The sequence below is a fragment of the Bradyrhizobium sp. YCK136 genome (genome assembly GCF_044570075.1).
Taxonomy (GTDB): domain Bacteria; phylum Pseudomonadota; class Alphaproteobacteria; order Rhizobiales; family Xanthobacteraceae; genus Bradyrhizobium; species Bradyrhizobium diazoefficiens.
On the sequence record NZ_CP172424.1, the window covers coordinates 5,087,098 to 5,106,651 of the forward strand.

Annotated in this window: 19 protein-coding genes; 11 read left to right on the forward strand and 8 right to left on the reverse strand. The window is 61.5% G+C overall.

All coding sequences use genetic code 11. From position 1 onward, the window contains the following. Nucleotides 1-3 precede the first annotated feature (3 nt). On the reverse strand, nucleotides 4-825 hold the full coding sequence (locus ACFLEY_RS24875; RefSeq protein WP_082757007.1) for a tetratricopeptide repeat protein: 822 nt from the start codon (nucleotides 823-825) through the stop codon (nucleotides 4-6). Beyond that, complete coding sequence (ilvD, locus tag ACFLEY_RS24880; RefSeq protein WP_011087531.1) at nucleotides 812-2,536, reverse strand: dihydroxy-acid dehydratase; 1,725 nt, start codon at nucleotides 2,534-2,536, stop codon at nucleotides 812-814. Before ilvD ends, ACFLEY_RS24875 begins: the two co-directional genes overlap by 14 nt. 1,113 nt (nucleotides 2,537-3,649) lie before the next feature. On the opposite strand from ilvD, the gene ACFLEY_RS24885 reads away from it, so the two are divergent. The 3 genes from ACFLEY_RS24885 to ACFLEY_RS24895 all read left to right on the forward strand — a co-directional run bounded on the left by ACFLEY_RS24885 (nucleotide 3,650) and on the right by ACFLEY_RS24895 (nucleotide 6,539). Then, nucleotides 3,650-5,026 carry a tyrosine-type recombinase/integrase gene (locus tag ACFLEY_RS24885; RefSeq protein ID WP_396604235.1) on the forward strand — a complete coding sequence of 459 codons (1,377 nt, stop codon included), beginning with the start codon at nucleotides 3,650-3,652 and terminating at the stop codon, nucleotides 5,024-5,026. A 253-nt stretch (nucleotides 5,027-5,279) separates the two neighbouring features. Further along, nucleotides 5,280-5,819 carry an AbiV family abortive infection protein gene (locus ACFLEY_RS24890; RefSeq protein ID WP_060912326.1) on the forward strand — a complete coding sequence of 180 codons (540 nt, stop codon included), beginning with the start codon at nucleotides 5,280-5,282 and terminating at the stop codon, nucleotides 5,817-5,819. A gap of 72 nt (nucleotides 5,820-5,891) precedes the next feature. Continuing rightward, nucleotides 5,892-6,539: a hypothetical protein gene (locus tag ACFLEY_RS24895; RefSeq protein ID WP_028171528.1), complete on the forward strand. Its 648-nt coding sequence runs from the start codon at nucleotides 5,892-5,894 to the stop codon at nucleotides 6,537-6,539. Between the two features lie 89 nt (nucleotides 6,540-6,628). Here ACFLEY_RS24895 and ACFLEY_RS24900 read toward each other — a convergent pair whose 3' ends face one another. Together ACFLEY_RS24900 and ACFLEY_RS24905 are read right to left on the reverse strand one after the other, a co-directional pair. Then, a complete protein-coding gene (locus tag ACFLEY_RS24900) occupies nucleotides 6,629-7,897 on the reverse strand; it encodes an IS256 family transposase (RefSeq protein WP_038952271.1) in 1,269 nt (422 codons plus the stop codon). A 187-nt stretch (nucleotides 7,898-8,084) separates the two neighbouring features. Then, nucleotides 8,085-8,366 carry a hypothetical protein gene (locus ACFLEY_RS24905; RefSeq protein ID WP_249162980.1) on the reverse strand — a complete coding sequence of 94 codons (282 nt, stop codon included), beginning with the start codon at nucleotides 8,364-8,366 and terminating at the stop codon, nucleotides 8,085-8,087. A 42-nt stretch (nucleotides 8,367-8,408) separates the two neighbouring features. On the opposite strand from ACFLEY_RS24905, the gene ACFLEY_RS24910 reads away from it, so the two are divergent. From ACFLEY_RS24910 to tnpB (ACFLEY_RS24930), 5 genes are all read left to right on the forward strand, one after another. Further along, entirely contained in the window at nucleotides 8,409-8,849 is a 441-nt protein-coding gene (locus ACFLEY_RS24910; protein ID WP_028171523.1) for a nuclear transport factor 2 family protein, read from the forward strand. Between the two features lie 97 nt (nucleotides 8,850-8,946). Continuing rightward, a complete protein-coding gene (locus tag ACFLEY_RS24915; protein WP_082757009.1) occupies nucleotides 8,947-9,222 on the forward strand; it encodes a hypothetical protein in 276 nt (91 codons plus the stop codon). Between the two features lie 181 nt (nucleotides 9,223-9,403). Then, nucleotides 9,404-9,583, forward strand: coding sequence for a hypothetical protein (locus ACFLEY_RS24920; protein WP_039184683.1), 180 nt, complete (start codon nucleotides 9,404-9,406; stop codon nucleotides 9,581-9,583). Nucleotides 9,584-10,381: 798 nt separating this feature from the next. After that, complete coding sequence (locus ACFLEY_RS24925; RefSeq protein WP_026193420.1) at nucleotides 10,382-10,780, forward strand: transposase; 399 nt, start codon at nucleotides 10,382-10,384, stop codon at nucleotides 10,778-10,780. Next, nucleotides 10,777-11,079, forward strand: a complete 303-nt coding sequence (gene tnpB, locus ACFLEY_RS24930; RefSeq protein WP_060909277.1) for an IS66 family insertion sequence element accessory protein TnpB — start codon at nucleotides 10,777-10,779, stop codon at nucleotides 11,077-11,079. Before ACFLEY_RS24925 ends, tnpB (ACFLEY_RS24930) begins: the two co-directional genes overlap by 4 nt. Here tnpB (ACFLEY_RS24930) and ACFLEY_RS24935 read toward each other — a convergent pair. After that, the gene (locus tag ACFLEY_RS24935; RefSeq protein ID WP_060909278.1) at nucleotides 11,033-13,138 is read right to left on the reverse strand and encodes a recombinase family protein; all 2,106 of its coding nucleotides are present in this window, start codon (nucleotides 13,136-13,138) and stop codon (nucleotides 11,033-11,035) included. The genes tnpB (ACFLEY_RS24930) and ACFLEY_RS24935 overlap by 47 nt on opposite strands. 488 nt (nucleotides 13,139-13,626) lie before the next feature. Here ACFLEY_RS24935 and tnpC (ACFLEY_RS24940) point away from each other — a divergent pair, with 488 nt between their 5' ends. Next, nucleotides 13,627-14,958 (forward strand): IS66 family transposase, encoded by a 1,332-nt coding sequence (gene tnpC, locus ACFLEY_RS24940; protein WP_396604236.1) that lies wholly within the window; start codon nucleotides 13,627-13,629, stop codon nucleotides 14,956-14,958. 108 nt (nucleotides 14,959-15,066) lie between these two features. Here tnpC (ACFLEY_RS24940) and tnpC (ACFLEY_RS24945) read toward each other — a convergent pair whose 3' ends face one another. From tnpC (ACFLEY_RS24945) to tnpA, 3 genes are all read right to left on the reverse strand, one after another. After that, nucleotides 15,067-16,665, reverse strand: a complete 1,599-nt coding sequence (gene tnpC, locus ACFLEY_RS24945) for an IS66 family transposase (RefSeq protein WP_018270215.1) — start codon at nucleotides 16,663-16,665, stop codon at nucleotides 15,067-15,069. Between the two features lie 100 nt (nucleotides 16,666-16,765). Continuing rightward, entirely contained in the window at nucleotides 16,766-17,119 is a 354-nt protein-coding gene (gene tnpB, locus ACFLEY_RS24950) for an IS66 family insertion sequence element accessory protein TnpB (protein WP_018270214.1), read from the reverse strand. After that, nucleotides 17,100-17,540, reverse strand: coding sequence for an IS66-like element accessory protein TnpA (tnpA, locus tag ACFLEY_RS24955; protein WP_035693717.1), 441 nt, complete (start codon nucleotides 17,538-17,540; stop codon nucleotides 17,100-17,102). Before tnpA ends, tnpB (ACFLEY_RS24950) begins: the two co-directional genes overlap by 20 nt. 2 nt (nucleotides 17,541-17,542) lie before the next feature. On the opposite strand from tnpA, the gene ACFLEY_RS24960 reads away from it, so the two are divergent. Next, nucleotides 17,543-17,929, forward strand: a complete 387-nt coding sequence (locus tag ACFLEY_RS24960) for a transposase (protein ID WP_396604237.1) — start codon at nucleotides 17,543-17,545, stop codon at nucleotides 17,927-17,929. A gap of 1,207 nt (nucleotides 17,930-19,136) precedes the next feature. Then, a complete protein-coding gene (locus ACFLEY_RS24965; RefSeq protein ID WP_162185842.1) occupies nucleotides 19,137-19,457 on the forward strand; it encodes a hypothetical protein in 321 nt (106 codons plus the stop codon). Nucleotides 19,458-19,554 lie beyond the last annotated feature (97 nt).

Sequence of the window (19,554 nt, forward strand, 5' to 3'; positions counted from 1 at the left end):
TGATTACTCCCGGCGGCCCTGCACCCACTGTTCCAGCATTTGCAGGCACATGGCGCGGTCGTCGTCCGAGGCTTTCGCGAAGGCGCGATTGTAGCTTTCCTTGATCCAGGTCTCTTCGCTGCCGGTGCTGTCGCGCGCCAGCGTCAGCCACATCAGGCCGCGGGCGGCCTGCCGCGGCAGGCGATCGCCGTTGAACAGCATCTGGCCGAGCAGCGCCTGGGCCTCATGCTGGCCCTTCTGCGCGGCGAGCCCGAGCCAGCGCGCGCCATAGCGGAAATCCTCGCGCGAGGCGTCCGGCGTCTTCAGATACAGTCGGGCGAGATCGTACTGCGCGTCCGCATTGCCGAAATAGGAGGCCGCATAGGAGAACATCTCCCGCGCCCGGTCCTGGTCCGGCTTGATCTTCGAATTCGGGATGCCGCTGAGATAGTAGCGGCCGAGCGCGACGAAGGCATTGGCCACGATCTGCGCCTGAGGCGCCGAGGGACTGTCCTCCGCATGCGCGTTGGCGATCCGGCTGAAATATTCGAATGCGCGCACGTCGTCCTGGGCCACGCCGTCGCCATTGGCGTACATGCGGCCGAGCTTCCACTGCGCGATCGGATGGCCGCCCTCGGCGGCATATTGCAGGGCGCTGAGCGAGGTTTCCTGGGTCGCCGGCGGCACCTTGCTGCGCACCGCACCCGCGGCCCCCGGCAAGGTGGTCACGACAGGGATGGTCGCGTCCTTCTGGTTGACCGGCGCGCCGTCGAAGGCGAGCGCCGGCACGGCCAGCGCACTGGCCCCTAACACAAACGCAACAATGGCACGCCTAGATGTCCGCATAGCACTGTTTCTCGTGCGCACCGCCCGGATGGGTGACCGCCCCCCCGACCGCTGGTCCAACCTGCTGAGCATATTTCCAGAGCGCGCCCGTCGTGTGGTTAGTCGCGCGAGCGCTCCATTTGGTCTTGCGCTGGGCAAGCTCCTGGTCGCTCAATTTTACGTTAAGGGTGCCGGCGACCGCGTCGATCTCGATGATGTCGCCATCCTCGAGCAGCCCGATCGGGCCGCCGATGGCGGCTTCCGGCCCGACATGGCCGATGCAGAAGCCGCGGGTGGCGCCGGAGAAGCGGCCGTCAGTGATGAGCGCGATCTTGCCGCCCATGCCCTGCCCGGTCAGCGCCGCGGTGGTCTGGAGCATTTCCCGCATACCGGGGCCGCCCTTTGGGCCCTCGTAGCGGATCACGATGACTTCGCCTTCGCGGTATGTGCGGTTCTGGACGGCCTCGAAGGCGTCCTCTTCCCGGTCGAAGCAGCGTGCCGGACCGGTAAACCTCAGGTTGGACATTCCCGCGACTTTCACGATCGCACCTTCTGGCGCCAAATTGCCCTTCAGACCCACCACACCACCGGTGACGGTGATCGGCTTGTCTGCCGGGTGCACCACATCCTGGTGCGGATTCCACTTCACGCTCTTGAGGTTTTCGGCGATCGTTCGACCGGTGACCGTAATGCAGTCGCCGTGGAGAAATCCGTTGTCGAGCAGCGTCTTCATCAGAAGCGGGATGCCACCTACTTCAAACATGTCTTTGGCGACATAACGGCCGCCCGGCTTCAAATCCGCGACATATGGTGTCTTTTTGAAGATTTCGGCGACGTCGAATAAGTCAAACTTGATGCCGCACTCGTGCGCGATCGCCGGCAGGTGCAGCGCAGCATTGGTCGAGCCGCCGGAGGCCGCGACAACGGCGGCCGCATTCTCCAGCGCCTTGCGGGTGACGATGTCGCGCGGCCGGATGTTCTGGTCGATCAGCTCCATCACCTTCTCGCCCGCGGTCATGCAGAAGGCGTCGCGGATTTCATACGGTGCCGGAGCACCGGCCGAGTAAGGCAGCGCAAGGCCGATGGCTTCCGAGACGGTCGCCATGGTGTTGGCCGTGAACTGCGCGCCGCAGGCACCCGCCGAGGGGCACGCCACGCGCTCGATCTCGTCGAGATCCTCGTCCGACATGGCGCCGACCGAGTGCTTGCCGACGGCCTCGAACATGTCCTGCACGGTGACCTGCTGGCCGCGGAAATTGCCGGGCAGGATCGAGCCGCCATAGATGAAGATCGAGGGCACGTTGAGGCGAACCATCGCCATCATCATGCCCGGCAGCGACTTGTCGCAGCCGGCAAGGCCGACGAGGGCGTCATAGGCATGGCCGCGGACGGTTAGCTCGACGGAATCGGCGATGCATTCGCGCGACGGCAGCGAGGAGCGCATGCCGTCATGGCCCATGGCGATGCCGTCGGTCACGGTGATGGTGCAGAATTCGCGGGGTGTGCCGCCGGCATGCGCGACGCCCTTCTTCACCGCCTGCGCCTGGCGCATCAAAGCGATGTTGCAGGGCGCGGCCTCGTTCCAGCAGGAGGCGACGCCGACGAAGGGCTGGTGGATCTGCTCCGTCGTCAGACCCATGGCGTAGAAGTAGGACCGATGGGGCGCGCGCGCAGGACCTTCCGTCACGTGACGGCTCGGCAGCCTCTGCTTGATGTTGGTCTTTGCGTTCATCGCAAACCAGTTTCCCCGGCCAACCCTTTCAGACCCGAAAAATCAGACCCAAGATTTGAATCGACCTTGGGATTTCCCGTTCGCCTCGAGGACCGCCGCTGCCCCTAAAACATTCGAGCAATTTTATTCATGTTCGGGTGTGGCTAAAAAGCGGCGGTGATGCGAACGGCTGACGATGAGGGCTTAATCCGGAAGGAGTGTTGCGTGGATGGCACATTCGTTACCGGGAAGACACGGATCGGCCTACTGGGATACCCCCGCGAAGATGACAATCCACAACCTGAGATTTCCAGGCGGGTATGACGCGCCCGATCACGCACCACACCTTGGAGTGAGTCGCTGTCGACATCACCAAGCCCCGCCATCCCCGGCAGTGGACACGCACTCTCCACATGGTCGTGGCGAGCGCAGCGAAGCAGTCCAGAGTCTTTCCGCTGACGGATTCTGGATTGCCTCGCTGCGCTCGCAATGACGGAGCGAGATGCATCGGCGTCATCCTCCAACTCGCATCGTAAATCGCAGACACGCCTTCGCATCCTCGCGGCGGATTTCGCCCGAGCTTTGCTTGATCGCTCCACCCTCTCAATCGAGAGGGCGCAGGGAAGGCCGGGTGCCCGACGGCACCCGCGGTCTGCTGCGCGAAAGCACACGCAGAGAAACCGCACAGCAGCATACAGGTGTAGCCAATCACTCGGCCTTCCCTGCGCAGTGGTTGGACGGCTTATGCCGTGCTCTCCCGGGAGCCGAGTTCGTTCTGGCCTCCCTCACTCTCGCGAAAGTCGCCGACATCGCGCCGGTTGACGCGACTGCCGCATCCGCAAGAGCTTGACCGTAGCAACGACGGCCAGGACCACACGTCTATATTTTGGCATTCGGTGAAACACGCCGAAACTAAGAAATCTCTTTAAAAGAAGCGCTTTTCGAATAGCCTGATGCAAGCTGTTTCAACGGGCTTCACCAAAATAAGGGCCCGGCCCTAAGCCTTTCAGCGTCCGCACGACAAACTGAAAGTCCAAGAAGCCGAGCCCTTTGGTCTCAAGCCTTAGGAGCCGAAACCACATGAATAGTAGCATTGTCCCCTCCCCCGCCGGCAAGCGGGGCCGTAATAGCAGCGTGATCCTCACCGATCGCCTGTGCGAGAAGCGGGTCGCCCAAAGGACCAAGTTCTACGACCGCAAGTGCCCTGGCCTTTACGTCAGCATCACCGCGGCGGGCGTCGCGACCTTTTCTTTCAAGTTCACCGACCGGCAGACCGGCAAGCAGCGCACCGGATGGCTCGGCATCTACAATCCTGAGACCTTCACGGTCGAGGACGCCCGCAGCAAGGTCTATGGCCTCAAGGCCATGGGGGGCGAGGCCGTGGCCGAGACCTTCCGCGACCAGAAGGCTATGAACGTGAAACGCGGCAAGACCGTCACCGAGATCATCGACGAGCGCATCAAGTGGATGAAGGTGCCGGTCAAAAAGCCGGACGGCGAGATGCGCCCGCGGCTGGAGAGCTGGGAGAACACGGCAAGCCACCTCAACCGCCTCATCCGCCCCCGCCTCGGCAAGAAGCTGGCCATGGAGGTCACCAAGCACGACATCGCGACGCTGTCGAACGATATCGTCGCGGGTAAGTTCGGCAAGCCATCGGTCAGCAACGCGCGCCACATGCGCAAGGCGGCCTCTGGCCTGTTCAACTGGGCGGCCGAAGCCGGGCGCGACTACGTGACCGCCAGCCCCTGTGTTAACCTGCCGAAGCTCGACCCGGAGCATCCCCGCACCCGCGTCCTCTCCGCGGACGAGATCAGGATCTTCTGGCATGGCCTCGACCGCAACGACCTTCCCTATGACCGCCGAACTCGGCTCGCGCTCAAGCTCGAATTGGTCACCATGCTGCGCTCACGTGAATTGCTCGGTGCACATCGGGATGAGCTGTTTGACCTCGACGGCGAGCATCCGCGCTTCGACGTCCCCCTCAAGCGGGTCAAGAAGCGGCGGGTGATCCAGCAGCCGTTGTCCGATCTGGCAGTCGAGATCATTAAGGAAGCGCTGGCCTCGGATGATCAGCAGTTTGTGTTCGAGAGCCCCATGTACAAGGGCCAGCCGGTTCACCGCAAGGCGATGGCCGACGCGCTGCGCGGCACCAAGCTTGAGAAGAACAAGGACAAGACCAAAACGCCTGGGCTCTGCGAGCTATTGGGCCTCAAGCCATTCACGCCGCACGACTTGCGCCGGACGGCAGCGACATTAGCCGGCGACCTCGGCTTCGACGATGCTTCGATCGCGAAGTGCCTCGACCACGTCGCCAGCAAAAAATCAGAACAGATCGTGCCGACCGTTACCGGCAAGGTCTACAACCACTCCAAGCGGATGAAGGAGAAACGCGCGGTGCTGGACGGCGTCGCGGCCGAACTGAGGCGGATCGTCGCCGGGCCTGTCGCTAAGGCCCTGGCGCAGGAAGGGGCCACGGCTCGCCGCCTGATTGCATATGCCGACCGATTCTGAGCCAGGTCACAGCTCCCGCGGGCCGCTTTTCCCTGCGCAGGGAGTGTGTTCGGACAAGAACCGTATAGAAATCAATGCGATGGGAATGGTGTTTCGTATTTGTGTCGCGATCCGGCTGGCTTATCAGCAAAGGCGCTACGCATGAATTTCTGTGGAGCATGATGGAGCCCGGTGGAAAACCGGGCGGTGGAAAAGACCCCGGACTGATTGGGTTCGCGTGGCGGGGCTGCCCGGTGTGCTGCGATATTGCAGCATGGACCCAAATGAACGCACTGCGGTCATCGCAAATGCTGCGCGGCTCTTGCAGGATTCAAAACTGTTGTTCGACCACACCCGCTTTGCCAGCGCCTTTGCGCTTGCCGTGCTGGGCGTCGAAGAAATCGGAAAGGTGATCCTCGATATTTGGGGGAGCGCTGCGCCGCTCTCAAAGCCCGTTGCTCGGCGTAGCGCGCACATCCGAAAGCAGGCTGCCGTCAGTTCACTGCTGCTTGCTTCAGTCGCGGTCCGAGAGTTTAGCGCCGAAGTCGATAATGAAGAGCTTGTCCATCGCGTCGCTGAGGCCTTCAGGCTGAGCCGCGAAGGACAGTTCATGTCTAATGTTCACGTCGGTGCCCTCGACAAGGCCAAGCAGATTGGCCTTTATCGCGACGACTGGCTGACGGATGCAACACTGCACGCCGATCAGTTCACTGAAGCTGATGTTGGCGCGATCTTCACGATTGCGCGTCGCGCAATCGAGGCCGTGGAAGACCCGCTCATCATGAACACAGGGCGAGCGATCTATGAAACCTGACTGTGATGTCGCTCTCGCTCTGCGGTGCCATGTCCGGTCGATGTTTTTCGACGCGCGAATGGGGAACGACCGATGAGTGAAGATGAAAGCGATTGCGGCGGCGGCGACGATTGGTTGCTGGATGACGCGTCAGAAGGAAACGAGTTCATCCACTTCGACGAGTATGAAGATGCGGTAGCCGCCATCGAGCTGGTTGCCTCACAATCTATCGACCTTCAGAGACGGCCGTCGCAGTGGAAGTGGGTTATCACTGCCATGCAAAACGCCGTACAGGGTGCGATGGTGATCGCACTCAGCGGCACAGACGGTTGTGGCGCGCTCACCGATAAATCTAGACGACAGAATCGGGTGTGGCTGGACAACCCTACCTCGGATCGACCACGAACGATAATGGCCGATTACAATGTTTTACTTGAGCGGATCGGAAAACCTGAACTGATGGAAGGGCCCGTGCCCGAGCTGTCGGCGGAGGATTATCGGAACCTTCAACGACTGAACGACAACCTGCGACGTCAGTTCGCCCACTTCCATCCGACTGGTTGGGGGATTGAACTCAAATACATGCTGAACATCATGCCGATTGCGCTAAACTTCTTCGAATTTCTCACGACGACCCAAGTCCGTCCAAATATTCATTTCACCGAAGAGCACCGCGCTCGCATGACGAAAGCCTTGGCACAGGCGCGGGTTTCTTTCGAGGCATTCAAACAAACGCCCTGATACGTGCGCCGCGTCACAGGCACGTTGCCGATCATAAACCATCCAGCCCTTGGACCGAGCTATGGCTGATTTTGGGTGACGCGGCCTGATCAGGCGGCGTGGCTTTCAGTGTTCGGAATGACTTCGATTCCGTCGATGAACTTTACACCGGCGATGACTTTCGGCAACTGGTTCGTGCTCTTCAATCGCCGCCAGGTCTTCGATGCGGCGTCGATGAGCTTGAACACCATCAGCTTCGCAGTTTGTTGCGACAGCGATCCCTTGGTCCGCACCGTTCGGTGGCGCACCGTGGCGAAGACGCTCTCGATCGGGTTCGAGCTGCGTAGGTGGATCCAGTGCTCAGCAGGGAAGTCGAAGAAGGCGAGCAGCGCATGGCGATCCTTGATCAGGCACTCCACCGCACGTCCGTATTTGACGTGGTATTTCTCGACGAAGACGTCGATCGCGGTTTCAGCTTCGGCCCGGTGTGGGGCCAGATAGATGTTCCGCAGGTCGTTCTTCATGGGGCCCTGCACGGATTTGGCGACCTTGTCGAGTACGTTGCTCACTTTATGGCACCAGCATCGTTGGTGCCGCGTGCCGGGAAAGGCCTCGTCCAGTGCCTTCCAGAAGCCGAGGGCGCCGTCGCCGATGGCGAGTTGCGGGGCAATCCGTAACCCGCGTTGCCGCAGGTCGATCAGGAGTTCGCGCCAGCTCTGCGCGCTCTCGCGCACGCCGACCTGGAAGCCGATCAGCTCCTTCTTGCCTTCCGGCGTGGTGCCAATCAGCACCAGCATGCATTCGCTGTGATCTTCCATGCGGGCCTGCAGGTACACGCCATCGGCCCAGATGTAGACATAGCGACGCGCCGACAGATCGCGTCTCTGCCAGCGTTCGTACTCGACCTGCCAATCGGCCTTCAGGCCGGCGATCACCGAAGGCGACAGGTTCGGCGCATCCTTGCCGAGCAGCGCCGAGAGCGCCTCCTGGAAGTCGCCGGTCGAGATGCCGCGCAAATAGAGGACCGGGATCAAGGCATCCAGGCTCTTCGTCCGCCGCGCCCATAGCGGCAGGATTGCCGAACTGAAGCGGAGGCGGTCGCCTGGCCCGCTCGCTCCGCGGTCGCGGACCTTGGGACGAGCGACCTCCACCGGACCGATGCCGGTCGCAATCTCGCGCACCGGACCGTGCCCATGTCGGACCAGGCGCGCTCGACCGTCGGGCAGCGTCAGATTGGCCGTGCTGGCCAGAAACGCGCCAACCTCGATCTCGATCGCCCTGGCAAGCAGGTCCCGCGCGCCGGCTCGAACGATATCGGTCAGTGGATCATCAACCGCGGACGGCTGACGGAAAGCAAGAACATTGGTAGTCTCGGTCATGGCGTATCGCTCTCCTCGAGAGGTTCTGGCAGGCTCGTCACCCGCCTCGATACGCCGCCTTCCTCACACCGTCATCACCCAGATTCCGCCATAGCTCCTTGGACCCCTGGCGAACCAAGAACCTGGATGGAGGAGACGCCTTGTCGCGCTCCTTCATTTCCGATCCCGCGTGTTGATCATCGGACGATCACCTCAATTCTTCAATGAGCGTCCTCCAGCCGAGCGCATCGTTCGCCGTCAGCAGCGAAGCGCCAAGCGTTGCCAAGTGCTGTGGCAATTCGCAATCGGGACGCGCGTTCATATTGCCGACAAACGAGGCGACCGCGTTCTTAAGATCACCTCGGTCGAGATGATCGAAGGCCCGTTGCTTGAGAGCTTCCTGACATGACCAATTATTCATACGCCACTGATCGACAATCCCCTCGGCGCCGGAAGCACCCAGCCGAGGAGTCAGAAATTGAGGGTGCATCCCTCGATATTGTATGCGCCAAACCCAAGATGGGAGGTTTCCATGCGCATTATTCAAGCATCAGCATTAGCCTTTTGTCTGCTCATCGCCGCTCCGGCGATAACGCTCGCCGCTGACGCCAAGGCCGACGTCGAGAAAGCCTACGTCACCTTTGATGCTGCATTCAACAAACAGGACGCGAAGGCCGTCGCTGCCAACTATGTCCCAACCGCCAAGGTGCTGCCGCCGACGCACGAAGTCGCGTCAGGCCCGGCGGAGATCGAAAAGTTCTTTGCCGGGTTTTTCGCGAATGGTGTGACCGGCCACAAGCTGGAGGTTATCGACGCGGGCGGAGACGACAAGGTCGTCGTCGGCACAGCTAAGTGGAGCGCCACGGGCAAGGACAAGGAGGGCAAACCGGCTCCCTTCAGTGGACTTGCCATGCACGTCTTCGAACGCCAAGCGGATGGTTCGTTAAAGCTGAGGTTTCATACCTTCAATTGAGTTGGTCGTACCCACGACCGGCAGTAGCTCGCGCGCTTCCCGAGCCGCTAGGAATCGATAATTTGCAAGGTGCTCACGACGGCACTTTGATCTCGGCATGCCTCGTCCTGTTCGACGCCACACGCCTGCACACGTTCACGGCCGCCCCGTCAAGATCACCTTCGGCGAGATGCGCGAAATGGGCTTGCGTGGCGTCCTGGTCTACTGCCATTGCGGCCATCACGTTGCTCTGGATGCCGACCATTGGCTTGACAAGGTAAGGCTATCGGATCTCGAGCCGCGATTTGTCTGCCAGGGCTGTGGGTCTCGCGGTGCCGACGTTCGGCCGGACTTCGACTGGAACGCCAAAGCGCCTGTCGGTGGCTTGGGCTAATTGATGCCACTTGAAAGACGGCCCCGGCCGTGGGGGGCTTTTGAGGTGTGGAAGGCCGGGGCCGCTGGAGGTGCTGGACTGCGTCGATCCAGCGACCCGAGCCTAGGAAAATTCGGCATTCAGCTCTGTTCGCTTTCAAACCTTGGCAGTACAGTTCCCCTCAGGGAACGGAATAGCTGCAATGAAAGACATGCAGGCTCAATTGGAAAAGCTCCGCACAGATGCCGCCGAGTGCGCCCTCATCCGTGACTTGGCGACCGACCCGAAGAAACGAGAGCTTTTTACGAAGCTGGCTGATCACCTGACGGTTCTCGCCGCAGAAGTTGAACGCGCAATCGCGGAAAGCGTGAAGAGGACCTGATGAAGGCGGGCTGGGGGCGGCCTTTCGAGGAGGCAGATCAGGGTCAGGGCCCACCAACGGCGCTTTGACGCATCGGGAAAAATCGGCAATACTCGCCGTATGGTTGCTCTCGATGAGATTGCAGATGCCAGCCGCCGCGAAGCTGACCGCGCGCATCGACTGAGATTAGAGGGTCTGGTCGAGGACATCCGGAAGACCATAGAGGGACCGAGCAGCGCCAAAAAGAAGGTGGCGCGGATCAGAGAGCTACTCGCCGTCCAGGGCTATCGCGCCCAAGAGTAGGCCCGCCAGCTTGAAACCGACCACCACCTGAGGCGGCCTTACTTCCAGAACGTCAGCACTGCTAGCGCCACCACAGGCGTGAGCCCTAAACAGATAATGGCGATACGAACTAGTATCTCGCTCCACATGGCCGGGAAAAAATAGCACCTGCAACTTGGTCGCACAATCCAAAATTGTACGCCAATTGGGCCCGCCAGCGTAACCGGCGGGCATGAGCCTGGCGATTCGAACTTTCGCTGAAGGCCGTGCGGCACATCACCGTTACATCGTTGGTGGGTTCAAGGCCTTGAGACCCGCCGCTTTCAACGCGTCGGTTGAGAGCTGTCCATGTGCCGCAGCATCGAGCAGCTTCGAGGCAACGTACGCTCTGGCGCCCGTCTCGCTTACAGGAATATTTTCGCAAACTTCCTCGAGCACCGTAAGCGGAGCTTTTCTCCCATTTGATTGATTGGTTTCGCTTCGGCTTTCGCTCTGCGATTCTTGGCTGGTCAGAGAGCCAAGAGGAGACTGAAGGCGATGGAACAATCGGGGGAGGAAGCCGAAGCTGATGGCTTTGTGGGGAAGCTTACGCGCCGGACGCGTTCTGGAGGCCGGTTATGGTCTGCGGAGATCAAGGGGCGCGCTGTTTTCGAGAGCATGAAGCCCGACGCCCGGGTATGTGATGTCGCACGGCGTTATGGTGTGAAGGCCCAGCAGTTGACGAGGTGGCGCAGATTGGCGCGTGCTGGCCGGCTCGCATTGGTCACGGACGACGCGGCGGATTTCGTGTCGATCGAGCTGAGCGATCCAGTGGCGTCAGGCAAGAGCGAGGGGCCCGTCGAGATTACGATTGGCAAGGTTTCGGTCCGCCTGGATGCGGACGTGTCGGCGGTGCGGATCGCGGAGATCGTGACTGCGATCGAGCGCGGCGCATGATCATTCCGGCGCAGGGACTGCGGATTGTGCTTGCTGTGCGTCCTGTTGACTTCCGGTGCGGGCACGACGCGCTGGCCGGTCTTGTGCAAAACACGCTTGGGCTCGATCCGCATTCGGGCCTGATCGTGGTTTTTCGTTCGAAGCGCGCCGACCGGCTGAAGATTTTGCTATGGGACGGCACGGGCCTCGTTTTGGTCTACAAGCGCCTTGGCCGCGATGGTCGTTTCGAGTGGCCGCAGATCAGCGACGGCGTCATGCATCTGACGCGCGTGCAGTTCGAAGATGCCCCTCCTTGTTAGGCTGACAGATTCTTAGATCAAGTTGCGCGATGACGTGGTTTCGAAGGTCTCCGATGGCGTGAAGAACGGATGGTGTATTCGGGAAGAGATAGGCGCCGCTGGGCTGGCGATCAATTAGCAAACGCTTGGTTCGGATCTGAACATAGAGCCAGTTTACTGGAATCTCGAGCCTTCGGGCCAGTTCGGGCGGGCTGAGGTATGAGTCGTCATGCTCCCATCGGCTGCGCTGGGCAGTTACCTTGATGGCGGCGGCACGACGGAGCCGCCCAACGGTGATAGGCAGCACCTTATCGGCGCAACGGGGAGAGCGGTGACCTTCCCGAGTAAGGATTGTGGCGATCTTGTCGTCTGGGACGCCGTCGCGAGCGAGCGTCAGAAGGCGTTCCCGCATCTCTGTGCCTCGCGTCAATCTGGTGACGGAGTTGACGCTCATCTTCACTTCGAGCTCCGTCACGGCGCCTCCCCGCCAGACGATCCTAGCCAGGGCCAAGTCGCGCTCACCGCGGTCGAGAACGACCTTTTCGATGAGACATCGCAACAACGCCTTGCGATGCGCATCCGAGATAGTCTCGTCACCCCATATCTGCGGGAGGCGGCCGGTGAGGCTGATGACCTTGTCGTTGAGCTCCTTGCTTATGGCCACTTGTGTGATGGCTTTGGGCGGCGTCTGTCGGGCAAGCGCCTCTTCGGCGGCGCGCACGTCGTTTAGCGCCGCTTCCCATCGACGCTCGAGTTCCGAGGCGACCAACCGATTATCTGGATCAGCTCGGTTGAACTGCCGTTCGGCGAGCGCCGCCGTGTATCGCTTGCGCTCGAGCTCTCGTTCTGCACTGGAGCGTAGCGCATTGTTCGTCTGCTGCTGCACCCGGCGGGAGCGCGACAAGGCATCGAGTTCGGCCGGCGCTAGTGCGGTTAGGAATGCGTCGCCAACGGCTGCATCGATATGGGCGGCGCGGATGTGTTGGCAGGTTGGCTGACCTTCCTGGGTACGCAGGTGATTGCATACATATTCGCCGCCGCCCTTGTAGCGGACGTACATCTTATGGCCACATCGTGCGCACCAGGCAATGCCGTGGAGCAGGAGCTCGCCATTGCGAGGCGCGCCGCGGGTTTTGATGCGCATGTATTCGGCTCGGTTATCTCTGATGACGGATCGGATTTTTTCATAAATTGGCCAGTCGATATAGGCTGGATATCGATCTTTAACGACGATCCGCCACTCCTCCATCGGCCGCGGAGCCTTTTGTGGCAGGGCCCCCTCCCGCTTCGGCGGCCGGAAGCGGGTTCGTCCATAGACAAAGGCGCCCGCGTATGCGGGGTTCTTCAAGATCGCCGCGACGGCAGCCAGCGTCGCGCGCGTCCAGCACAAATCGCCATATCGATCACGACGCGGCAGTTCCAGGTCACGCTCGTTCAACGCTCGCATGACCTTGGCAACGCTGCGCAGCTGCAGGAATAACTGGAAGACGAGACCGAGCCGCCCTTGCACGGCCATGTCGGGATCCTTAACGACCACACCGCTCGGGTCCCGCATCAGCCCGATTGGCAGCATAACCGCAAGTTCGCCGCGTTCGGCTTTGGCCAGCAGGCCGGCGGTCAGCCGGCTGCGGATCGTATGTAGCTCAAGCTCGGAGATCGAACCCTTCAGCCCGAGAAGCAACCGTCCGTTGGGAGTGCCCGGATCATAGACACCATCGCGGTCGGCGATCAGGCAGCCACGTAGACCACAGATATCCAGGAGCGGATACCAGTCGGTACAATTACGCGCCAAGCGGGTCACGTCGATCGACAGGATGAGTCCCACTTCACTCAGGCCAACACGGCCAACGAGTTCCTTGAAGCCGTTACGCTGTGCTATAGACGCGCCGCTCAACCCGAGATCGGCATCAATCACGTCGATGGCCGCCTCACGCCATCCGAGTTCGCGGGCGCGCTGGCGAAGCGCGTATTGAAGGCGCAGGCTCTCCTGATTGCTTACGACCTGATGGGGCGTCGACTGCCGGATGTAGACTACGGCTTTGCGCGCCAAGTGGCTTGGTGTGACCAGCTCGGACTTCATGAGGGATCTCCGCCAAAATTGCGGCGACGTCTTCGACGATCTGGCGTCGGAGCGCGGGCGTCAGCGTCGACCAAAGATCGGCTGGATCCATGCTCATGTGCGTCGGGACAATCCGCTGTCGATAAAAGCTCGAGTAGAGCCTCCATACTCAGCTTAATCTGATTTGCCTCTTGCTCATAATATTCGATTGCGGTTGCTTGAATCAGAAGACTGCTTCCTGCGCGATACTCAACTTCATACGAAGCGGGAATGCCTCGGCCTCGCTGACCGATCTTCCTAATCACTCGATATGAGCGCCCCCACAAAGGATGGTGGGGGTCCCGAACCTCGACCACCTCCGGAAATGATTCGTCAGACTCACTATCAGGGACATTCCTCAAGAACTGGAAGCGAGTGGGCGAACGGATTGTCGCGACGCCAGCTGCGGCGAACTGACTCAGACCCGACAACCTGTTTCGCGCGGGGCTTTGGGATGATAGCTTGCGGATGTGCCGCCGTCCCCCTTTGATCCCGCCCGTCTTGCAGCGCTGCCCGCCGATTTGCGCGCGCTCTTCCGCGCGCAGGAAGCGATGATTGAAGCCGAGCGTCGTCGCGCAGACGATGAATGCTCGGCGCGCCTTCATGTCGAGAGTGAACTGGCTGCGTCCAAAGAGAGCGTCGAACGCCTCGAACTGCTCGTGAAGGAGTACGAGCGCGCACGTTTCGGTAAACGCTCGGAAAAGTTCAATCCCGATCAGATGCAACTGGTTCTCGAGGACATCGAGATTGCCATCGCCGAAGTCCAGGAACGCCAGGACGATCGTGCGCGCCGCGCCGGCACGGCGCCGTCCAGCCGCCGGACCAGGCGCGCTGCCCGTGCCTTTCCCGCGCACCTGCCGCGCATCGAGCAGGTGATCGAACCCGAGAACCTCGAGTGTCCCTGCGGCTGCGGCCGGATGGTCCAGATCGGCGAGGATCGCTCCCGCCGTCTCGATGTCATGGCCGCCCAGTATCGTGTGATCGAGACGGTGCGACCGCGCTACGCCTGCGCAAAGGGCTGCACCGGTGTTGCTCAGGCGCCGGCGCCCGCCCATCTCGTGGAGGGTGGCATCCCCACCGAGGCGCTGCTGGCGCAGGTGGCGGTCGCCAAGTTCAGCGAGCACATGCCACTCTATCGTCAGTCGCAGGTTCTGGCTCGGCATGGCATCTTCATCGATCGCGCCGTTCTGGCAGACTGGATGGGAACGGTCGCCTTCCACCTCGCGCCGCTGGTCGAGCGCATGAGCGTCGTGATGAAGCAATCGGGCCGCTTGTTCATAGACGAGACCAGGGCGCCTGTGCTCGATCCGGGCCGGGGCCGAACGAAGACCGGCTATCTGTGGGCTGTCCTGCGCGACGATCGCGGCCACGGCGGCGCTGATCCACCAATCGTGGTCTACCACTACGCGCCAGGACGCGGTGGTGACCATGCTGAGCGCATCCTCGAGGGCTTCGACGGCATCCTTCAGGTCGACGGATACCAGGGCTATCATCGGCTCGCACGGCCCAAGCGCAAAGGCGGCGTGCCGCTGCGGCTGGCCGCATGTTGGTCCCACTCAAGGCGCAAGATCATCGCAGCGACTCCGAAAGCCGGCTCACCCATCGCCGAAGCCGTTCTCGCGCGCATCGCCGCACTCTATGCGATCGAGAAGGAGATCCGTGGCGCCGACGCCCCGGCTCGGCAAACGACCCGTAACGAGCGATCACGGCCGCTCGTCGCTGAACTCGAGAGGTTTCTGCGCGAGCAAGCCGCTCGCCTGTCGCCGGGCAGCGAGATGGGCAAGGCGATCGCCTATCTGTAAGCGCGTATTTTACCGCACAGGCTACGCGCGCGGCTGGCCGCGGCGTCGCGTGACGCCGGGCCCCAGCAGTGTCATCGGAACGGCTTGGTTGACCTGAGCGTTCGAACGTCAGCCGCTATTCTCAGCTGGCAGGTTTTTTTGAGCGGTGCAGTTGAACGGCAACAGATCTTCGATATCGGCGTCTGGCGCGCGCTGGGGCAATTCGGTGAGCGCGTGACGTAGCCATGCATAGGGATCGACGCCGCATGCCCGGCATGTCAGCACCAAACTGTAGATCACGGCGCTTGCCTTGGCGCCGGCAACGGTGTCGCTGAACAGCCAACTTTTTCGTCCGGTGCAAAACGGCCTGATGTCGCGCTCCAGAACATTGTTATCGATCGGGGCGAGACCGTCACTGGTGTAACGGGTCAGATAATCCCATTGGTTGCGCGCATAGGCGATCGCCTTGCCGGTCAAGCTTTCGGGGAGGACCTTCGGCGCCTGGTCGTCGAGCCAGGTCCGGAAGGCGGCCAATACCGGCAGGCTATGCTGCTGGCGCAGCCGCAAGGTGTATGCGGCGCGCGTTTCGTCGTCGGGCGGCGTCTGGCGCGCCACCCTCTCGACCTCATACAACGCCTCGAAGAACTTGAGCGCCTGCAATGGCGGACCGCCGGGCGTCTTCCTGGCCTTGAGCGCATCGGTAAATTTCCTGCGCGCATGCGCCATACAGCCAAGATGGGTCGCGCCTGTCAGCGTGCCCCAGGCGTCATAGCCGTCGCTCATCAACAAGCCACGATAGCCGGCCAGGAAGGCCTGAGGATGTTCCTGGCCGCGACCGGGCTGGTAATCGAACAGCACGACCGGCTGCGCGCAGTCCTGGCCGCTGCGATAGGCCCACATGAAGGATTTGGCCTGCGCATCCCGGCCGTCCTCTTTCAGAACCTGGACCCAGGTTTCGTCGCCGTGGACCAGGGGCTGCGACCTGAGCTTTTGCTGTAGCGCGTCATAGACCCGATGCAGATGCAACTCGCTCGCCCGGATCACCCAGTTGCCCAGCGTCCCGCGGCTGATGCTGACGTCGGCGCGCCCCAGCGCGTCCGCCACACGGTACAGCGGCGTGCCGTCGACGTATTTGTTGGCGAGCACCAGCGCCAGCGTCGATGGCGTGGCGACGCTACCCGGCAGCGGCTGCGCCGGCATCGGCGCGGTCACGATCGGGGTGTTCAGCGCGGTGCGCTCGCAGTGACGGCAGGCATATTTGAACCGCACATGTTGCAGCACTGACGCCTTCACCTCGACGTGCAACTGCTCGGTGACGGTCTCGCCCATCCGATGCATCCGATTGCGGCAGCACGGACAGTCCTTTTGATCCTCACCCAGATCATGTTCGACGCGTTGGCGCGGCAGATCGTCAGGCAGCGGCTTGCGGCCGCGTGTCTTCGGTGCCGGCTTTGGAGCCTCCGGCAATCCCGTGTCCGGCACGGCGACCGCCTCGACATCGTCGTCGTCCCGGCTTTCAGCGGCGGCCTGCTCGGCTTCGTTGAAGATGCGCTCCTTGAGCTTTTCGCTCTTCGGCGCGTAGCGGCGCAAGCGCTCCAGGCGCAACTGCTCCTCAAGATGCAGGACGCGTTGCGCGAGTTTCTCGTTCTCCGCCTTCAGCGCCGCGAGCTCGGCCGCGTGCGCCGCGATCAAGGCTTCCAGCTCGTGCGTCGTGGGCCTGCGACTCATCGTAGTCTTGAATCGAAGTCATGCCGCCGCGTCAACCGAGTTCCATGCGGTGGCCGGCGTCATCCGATAGCGCTGATGACGCCGCCCGCATCGAACACGCTCAGCCCACGCTGTGATATTGCCGCACCGGATGACGACGCACCGCCGCGATGTTGATGCCGTCAAGCAGCCAGTGCAGCTCCTCCGTCGTCAGCGTCAGCACCGCCTCCTGACTTCGGGGCCAGTGGAATCTGTCGGCCTCCAGCCGCTTCAGCAGCATCCAAAATCCTGACCGGTCATAAATCAGCAGCTTGATCCGGTCGCGGCGACGATTGCAGAACGCGAACACCGCGCGCTGGAACGGATCCAGCCCCATCGACTGCTCGACCACGATCGCCAGGCTGTTGATGCCCGCCCGGAAGTCAATCGGTTCGCGGTGAAGGTAGACCCGAAGATCAGACGCCAGCCGGAACATCGCAACGCCCCAGCGCTTCAATCACCGCCGACAGCAACTGCGCGTCGCCGCCTTCCAGCGAAAGCGTCACGCCGTTGGGCATCGATGCCGTCAGCCGCCCTGCACAGGATCGCTCCGTCGCGCAAACCGCGATCGCGCCAGCAGATCGAGTTGGCGACGGCGACGGCGCGCGAACCGGAACAAAGGCTGGCGCAATCGGCGCCTCCGGCTGGCCATCCCCGTTCTGACGTTGTCGCTTGGCCACCCATTTGCGCAGCAGGTTCGCGTTCACGCCGTGTTGCAACGCCAGCCCCGCCAGCGACACGCCAGGCTGCAGACAGGCCTCGACCAGCCGCTGTTTGCTGGCCGGATCATAGCGACGCCGCCCATTGCGCAACACGCCGACCGTCTCAAGTCTCAAAAGTTCTTCTGGAGTGATCATCGATGGTGTCCACCTCGTTCATGGTGGACACCTCATCCCATCCCCGCGCTCAACTGCATAGGTGCGTAGAAAGGAGCGCTTACGCCTATCTCCTGAACCATTGGGATGGCCTCACCTTGTTTCTCGACGATGGTTGCGTTGAGATGGACACCAATCCCGTCGAAAATCAAATCAGGCCGCTGACTCTGACGCGTAAAAATAGTTTATTTGCTGGTCACGACGAAGGTGGTCGTTCATGGGCGCGCATAGCTTCGCTCATCGCCACCTGCAAAATCAACAGCGTGGAGCCCTACGTCTGGATGAAAGCGACGCTCAAAGCGATCGCAACCGGTCACCCGCAGTCCCGGATCGACGAGCTCCTGCCCTGGTCGTTCGGCCGCACCTCGTAATTCTCCGTCGTTGCCGCCTCCATACCCCCCGCCAACGATTTGCAAACACGTTGATCAACAGACTGCAATCCCCACGCCAAACCTTTGCGAATGGGACGCGAACGTCGCTTACCGAGCACCGCCCTGAGCGGCGCAGTCATTTCAGCATTAAACACACCTAACTCCCGAAATTGAGAGGATGCTGAACGCTGCACAATCGGAGTATATTCGCTCGGCAGAGTTCGCCGCGTATTCCGGTCTGGGCTCTGAAATCCCAGCACCTGCCAAACCGGCACCTGTCTGTCAAAGTAATGTGACAGCTTCCCCGCCGATCTGGTGGTCCGGCCCGCCAAGCGGAGAGCCCTCAGTCCGACGTCCAGCCGTCCCATCGCAGCCGACTCCGGCGCCGAGATCTCGTCTGCGCTACAAGCCTTCATCGCCGCTAACGCCACAAAGCGCTTCGACATGCAGCTAGCGCTGCCCTGGCGGGGTCGGCCTGATGTCCAACGAGGAAAAGCCCCTGGCCGCCGGTGCAATGGCCACGACGTGCGCCAACTGTGACGATCGCGGCTGGGTTTGCGAGAACCATCAGGACCGTCCCTGGGACGACCCGCGCGCATGCACCTGTGGCGGCGCTGGCGCGCCCTGCCCGGCCTGCAGCGTTACCGACGAAGGTAAAGTGCCGCGGATGCCGAAGGCTTTCGGGTGGAGGTCGACAAGGACGGCTGGCGGCACTGAAATGCCTTGTGAGCGGCCCCAAGCGCCTTCGGGGCTGGAGGCGAGACGCCGGGACCGCCACGACGCACCGGCTCAAGGCTGGGCGCCGCCGACATTCTCCGCCCCTCGATTCATCGCTGGCCCTAACAAATGTATGGTGCCCTAGATTAACTTTGTAGGCCAACCGTCGCCCTGTGCAACGCGATCAGTGTTCCTTCGCGGAACAGCGCCGACGGGATATTATTGAAACAATCGGCTACTCTCATTGCCCCAACCGGGCGCGACGTTTGCATCCCTGTTCAATTTTCAAAACAACAGATCACGGCTTATCTTGCGGTTTTTCGGGCTCTCCATTCGGTAGGACAGCATCAATTATGCGCTTCAGCGCATCCAGCGAACAGGGTTTGATGAGGACAGGCATTCCTTCAAATCCGTCGGGCACGCCTGCGCTGCCGTAACCACTCAAGAAGAAGAGAGGCAGCCCTCGGCTCTTTACTACCTCGGCAACTGGATGCACGTTGATCCCCTGCAAATTGATGTCGAGGATCGCGAGATCTCGGCTAGCTTTGTCATGCAGGCGCTGCGGATGAATTCCTGCACGCCGGGGTCGGCGAACACGCATGGCATGAGCTACCTCAGTCGGGAAAAAGAGGTAATGGAACTCGACTTCAACTCGCCGCTGCGTGGTTTAGCGGCGCAAGCCACACGTTTCCCAGGCGGCGCAAAAGCAGACATCGTGGGATGTCCGAGTTGGATCGAAAGCAGCGGTGGACGCCAAGTTGGATCGGCGCCCGGTTTGCCCCTGACAACCGACGTGACACGCGCTCAATGACCTTCGGCTAAGGGCCAGTTGCAGACGTCAAACCATTTTACTCCGGCCGCATTTTGTCAATCAGGCGTTTGTCTTTAGCTTCCGTGTTTCTTGGATA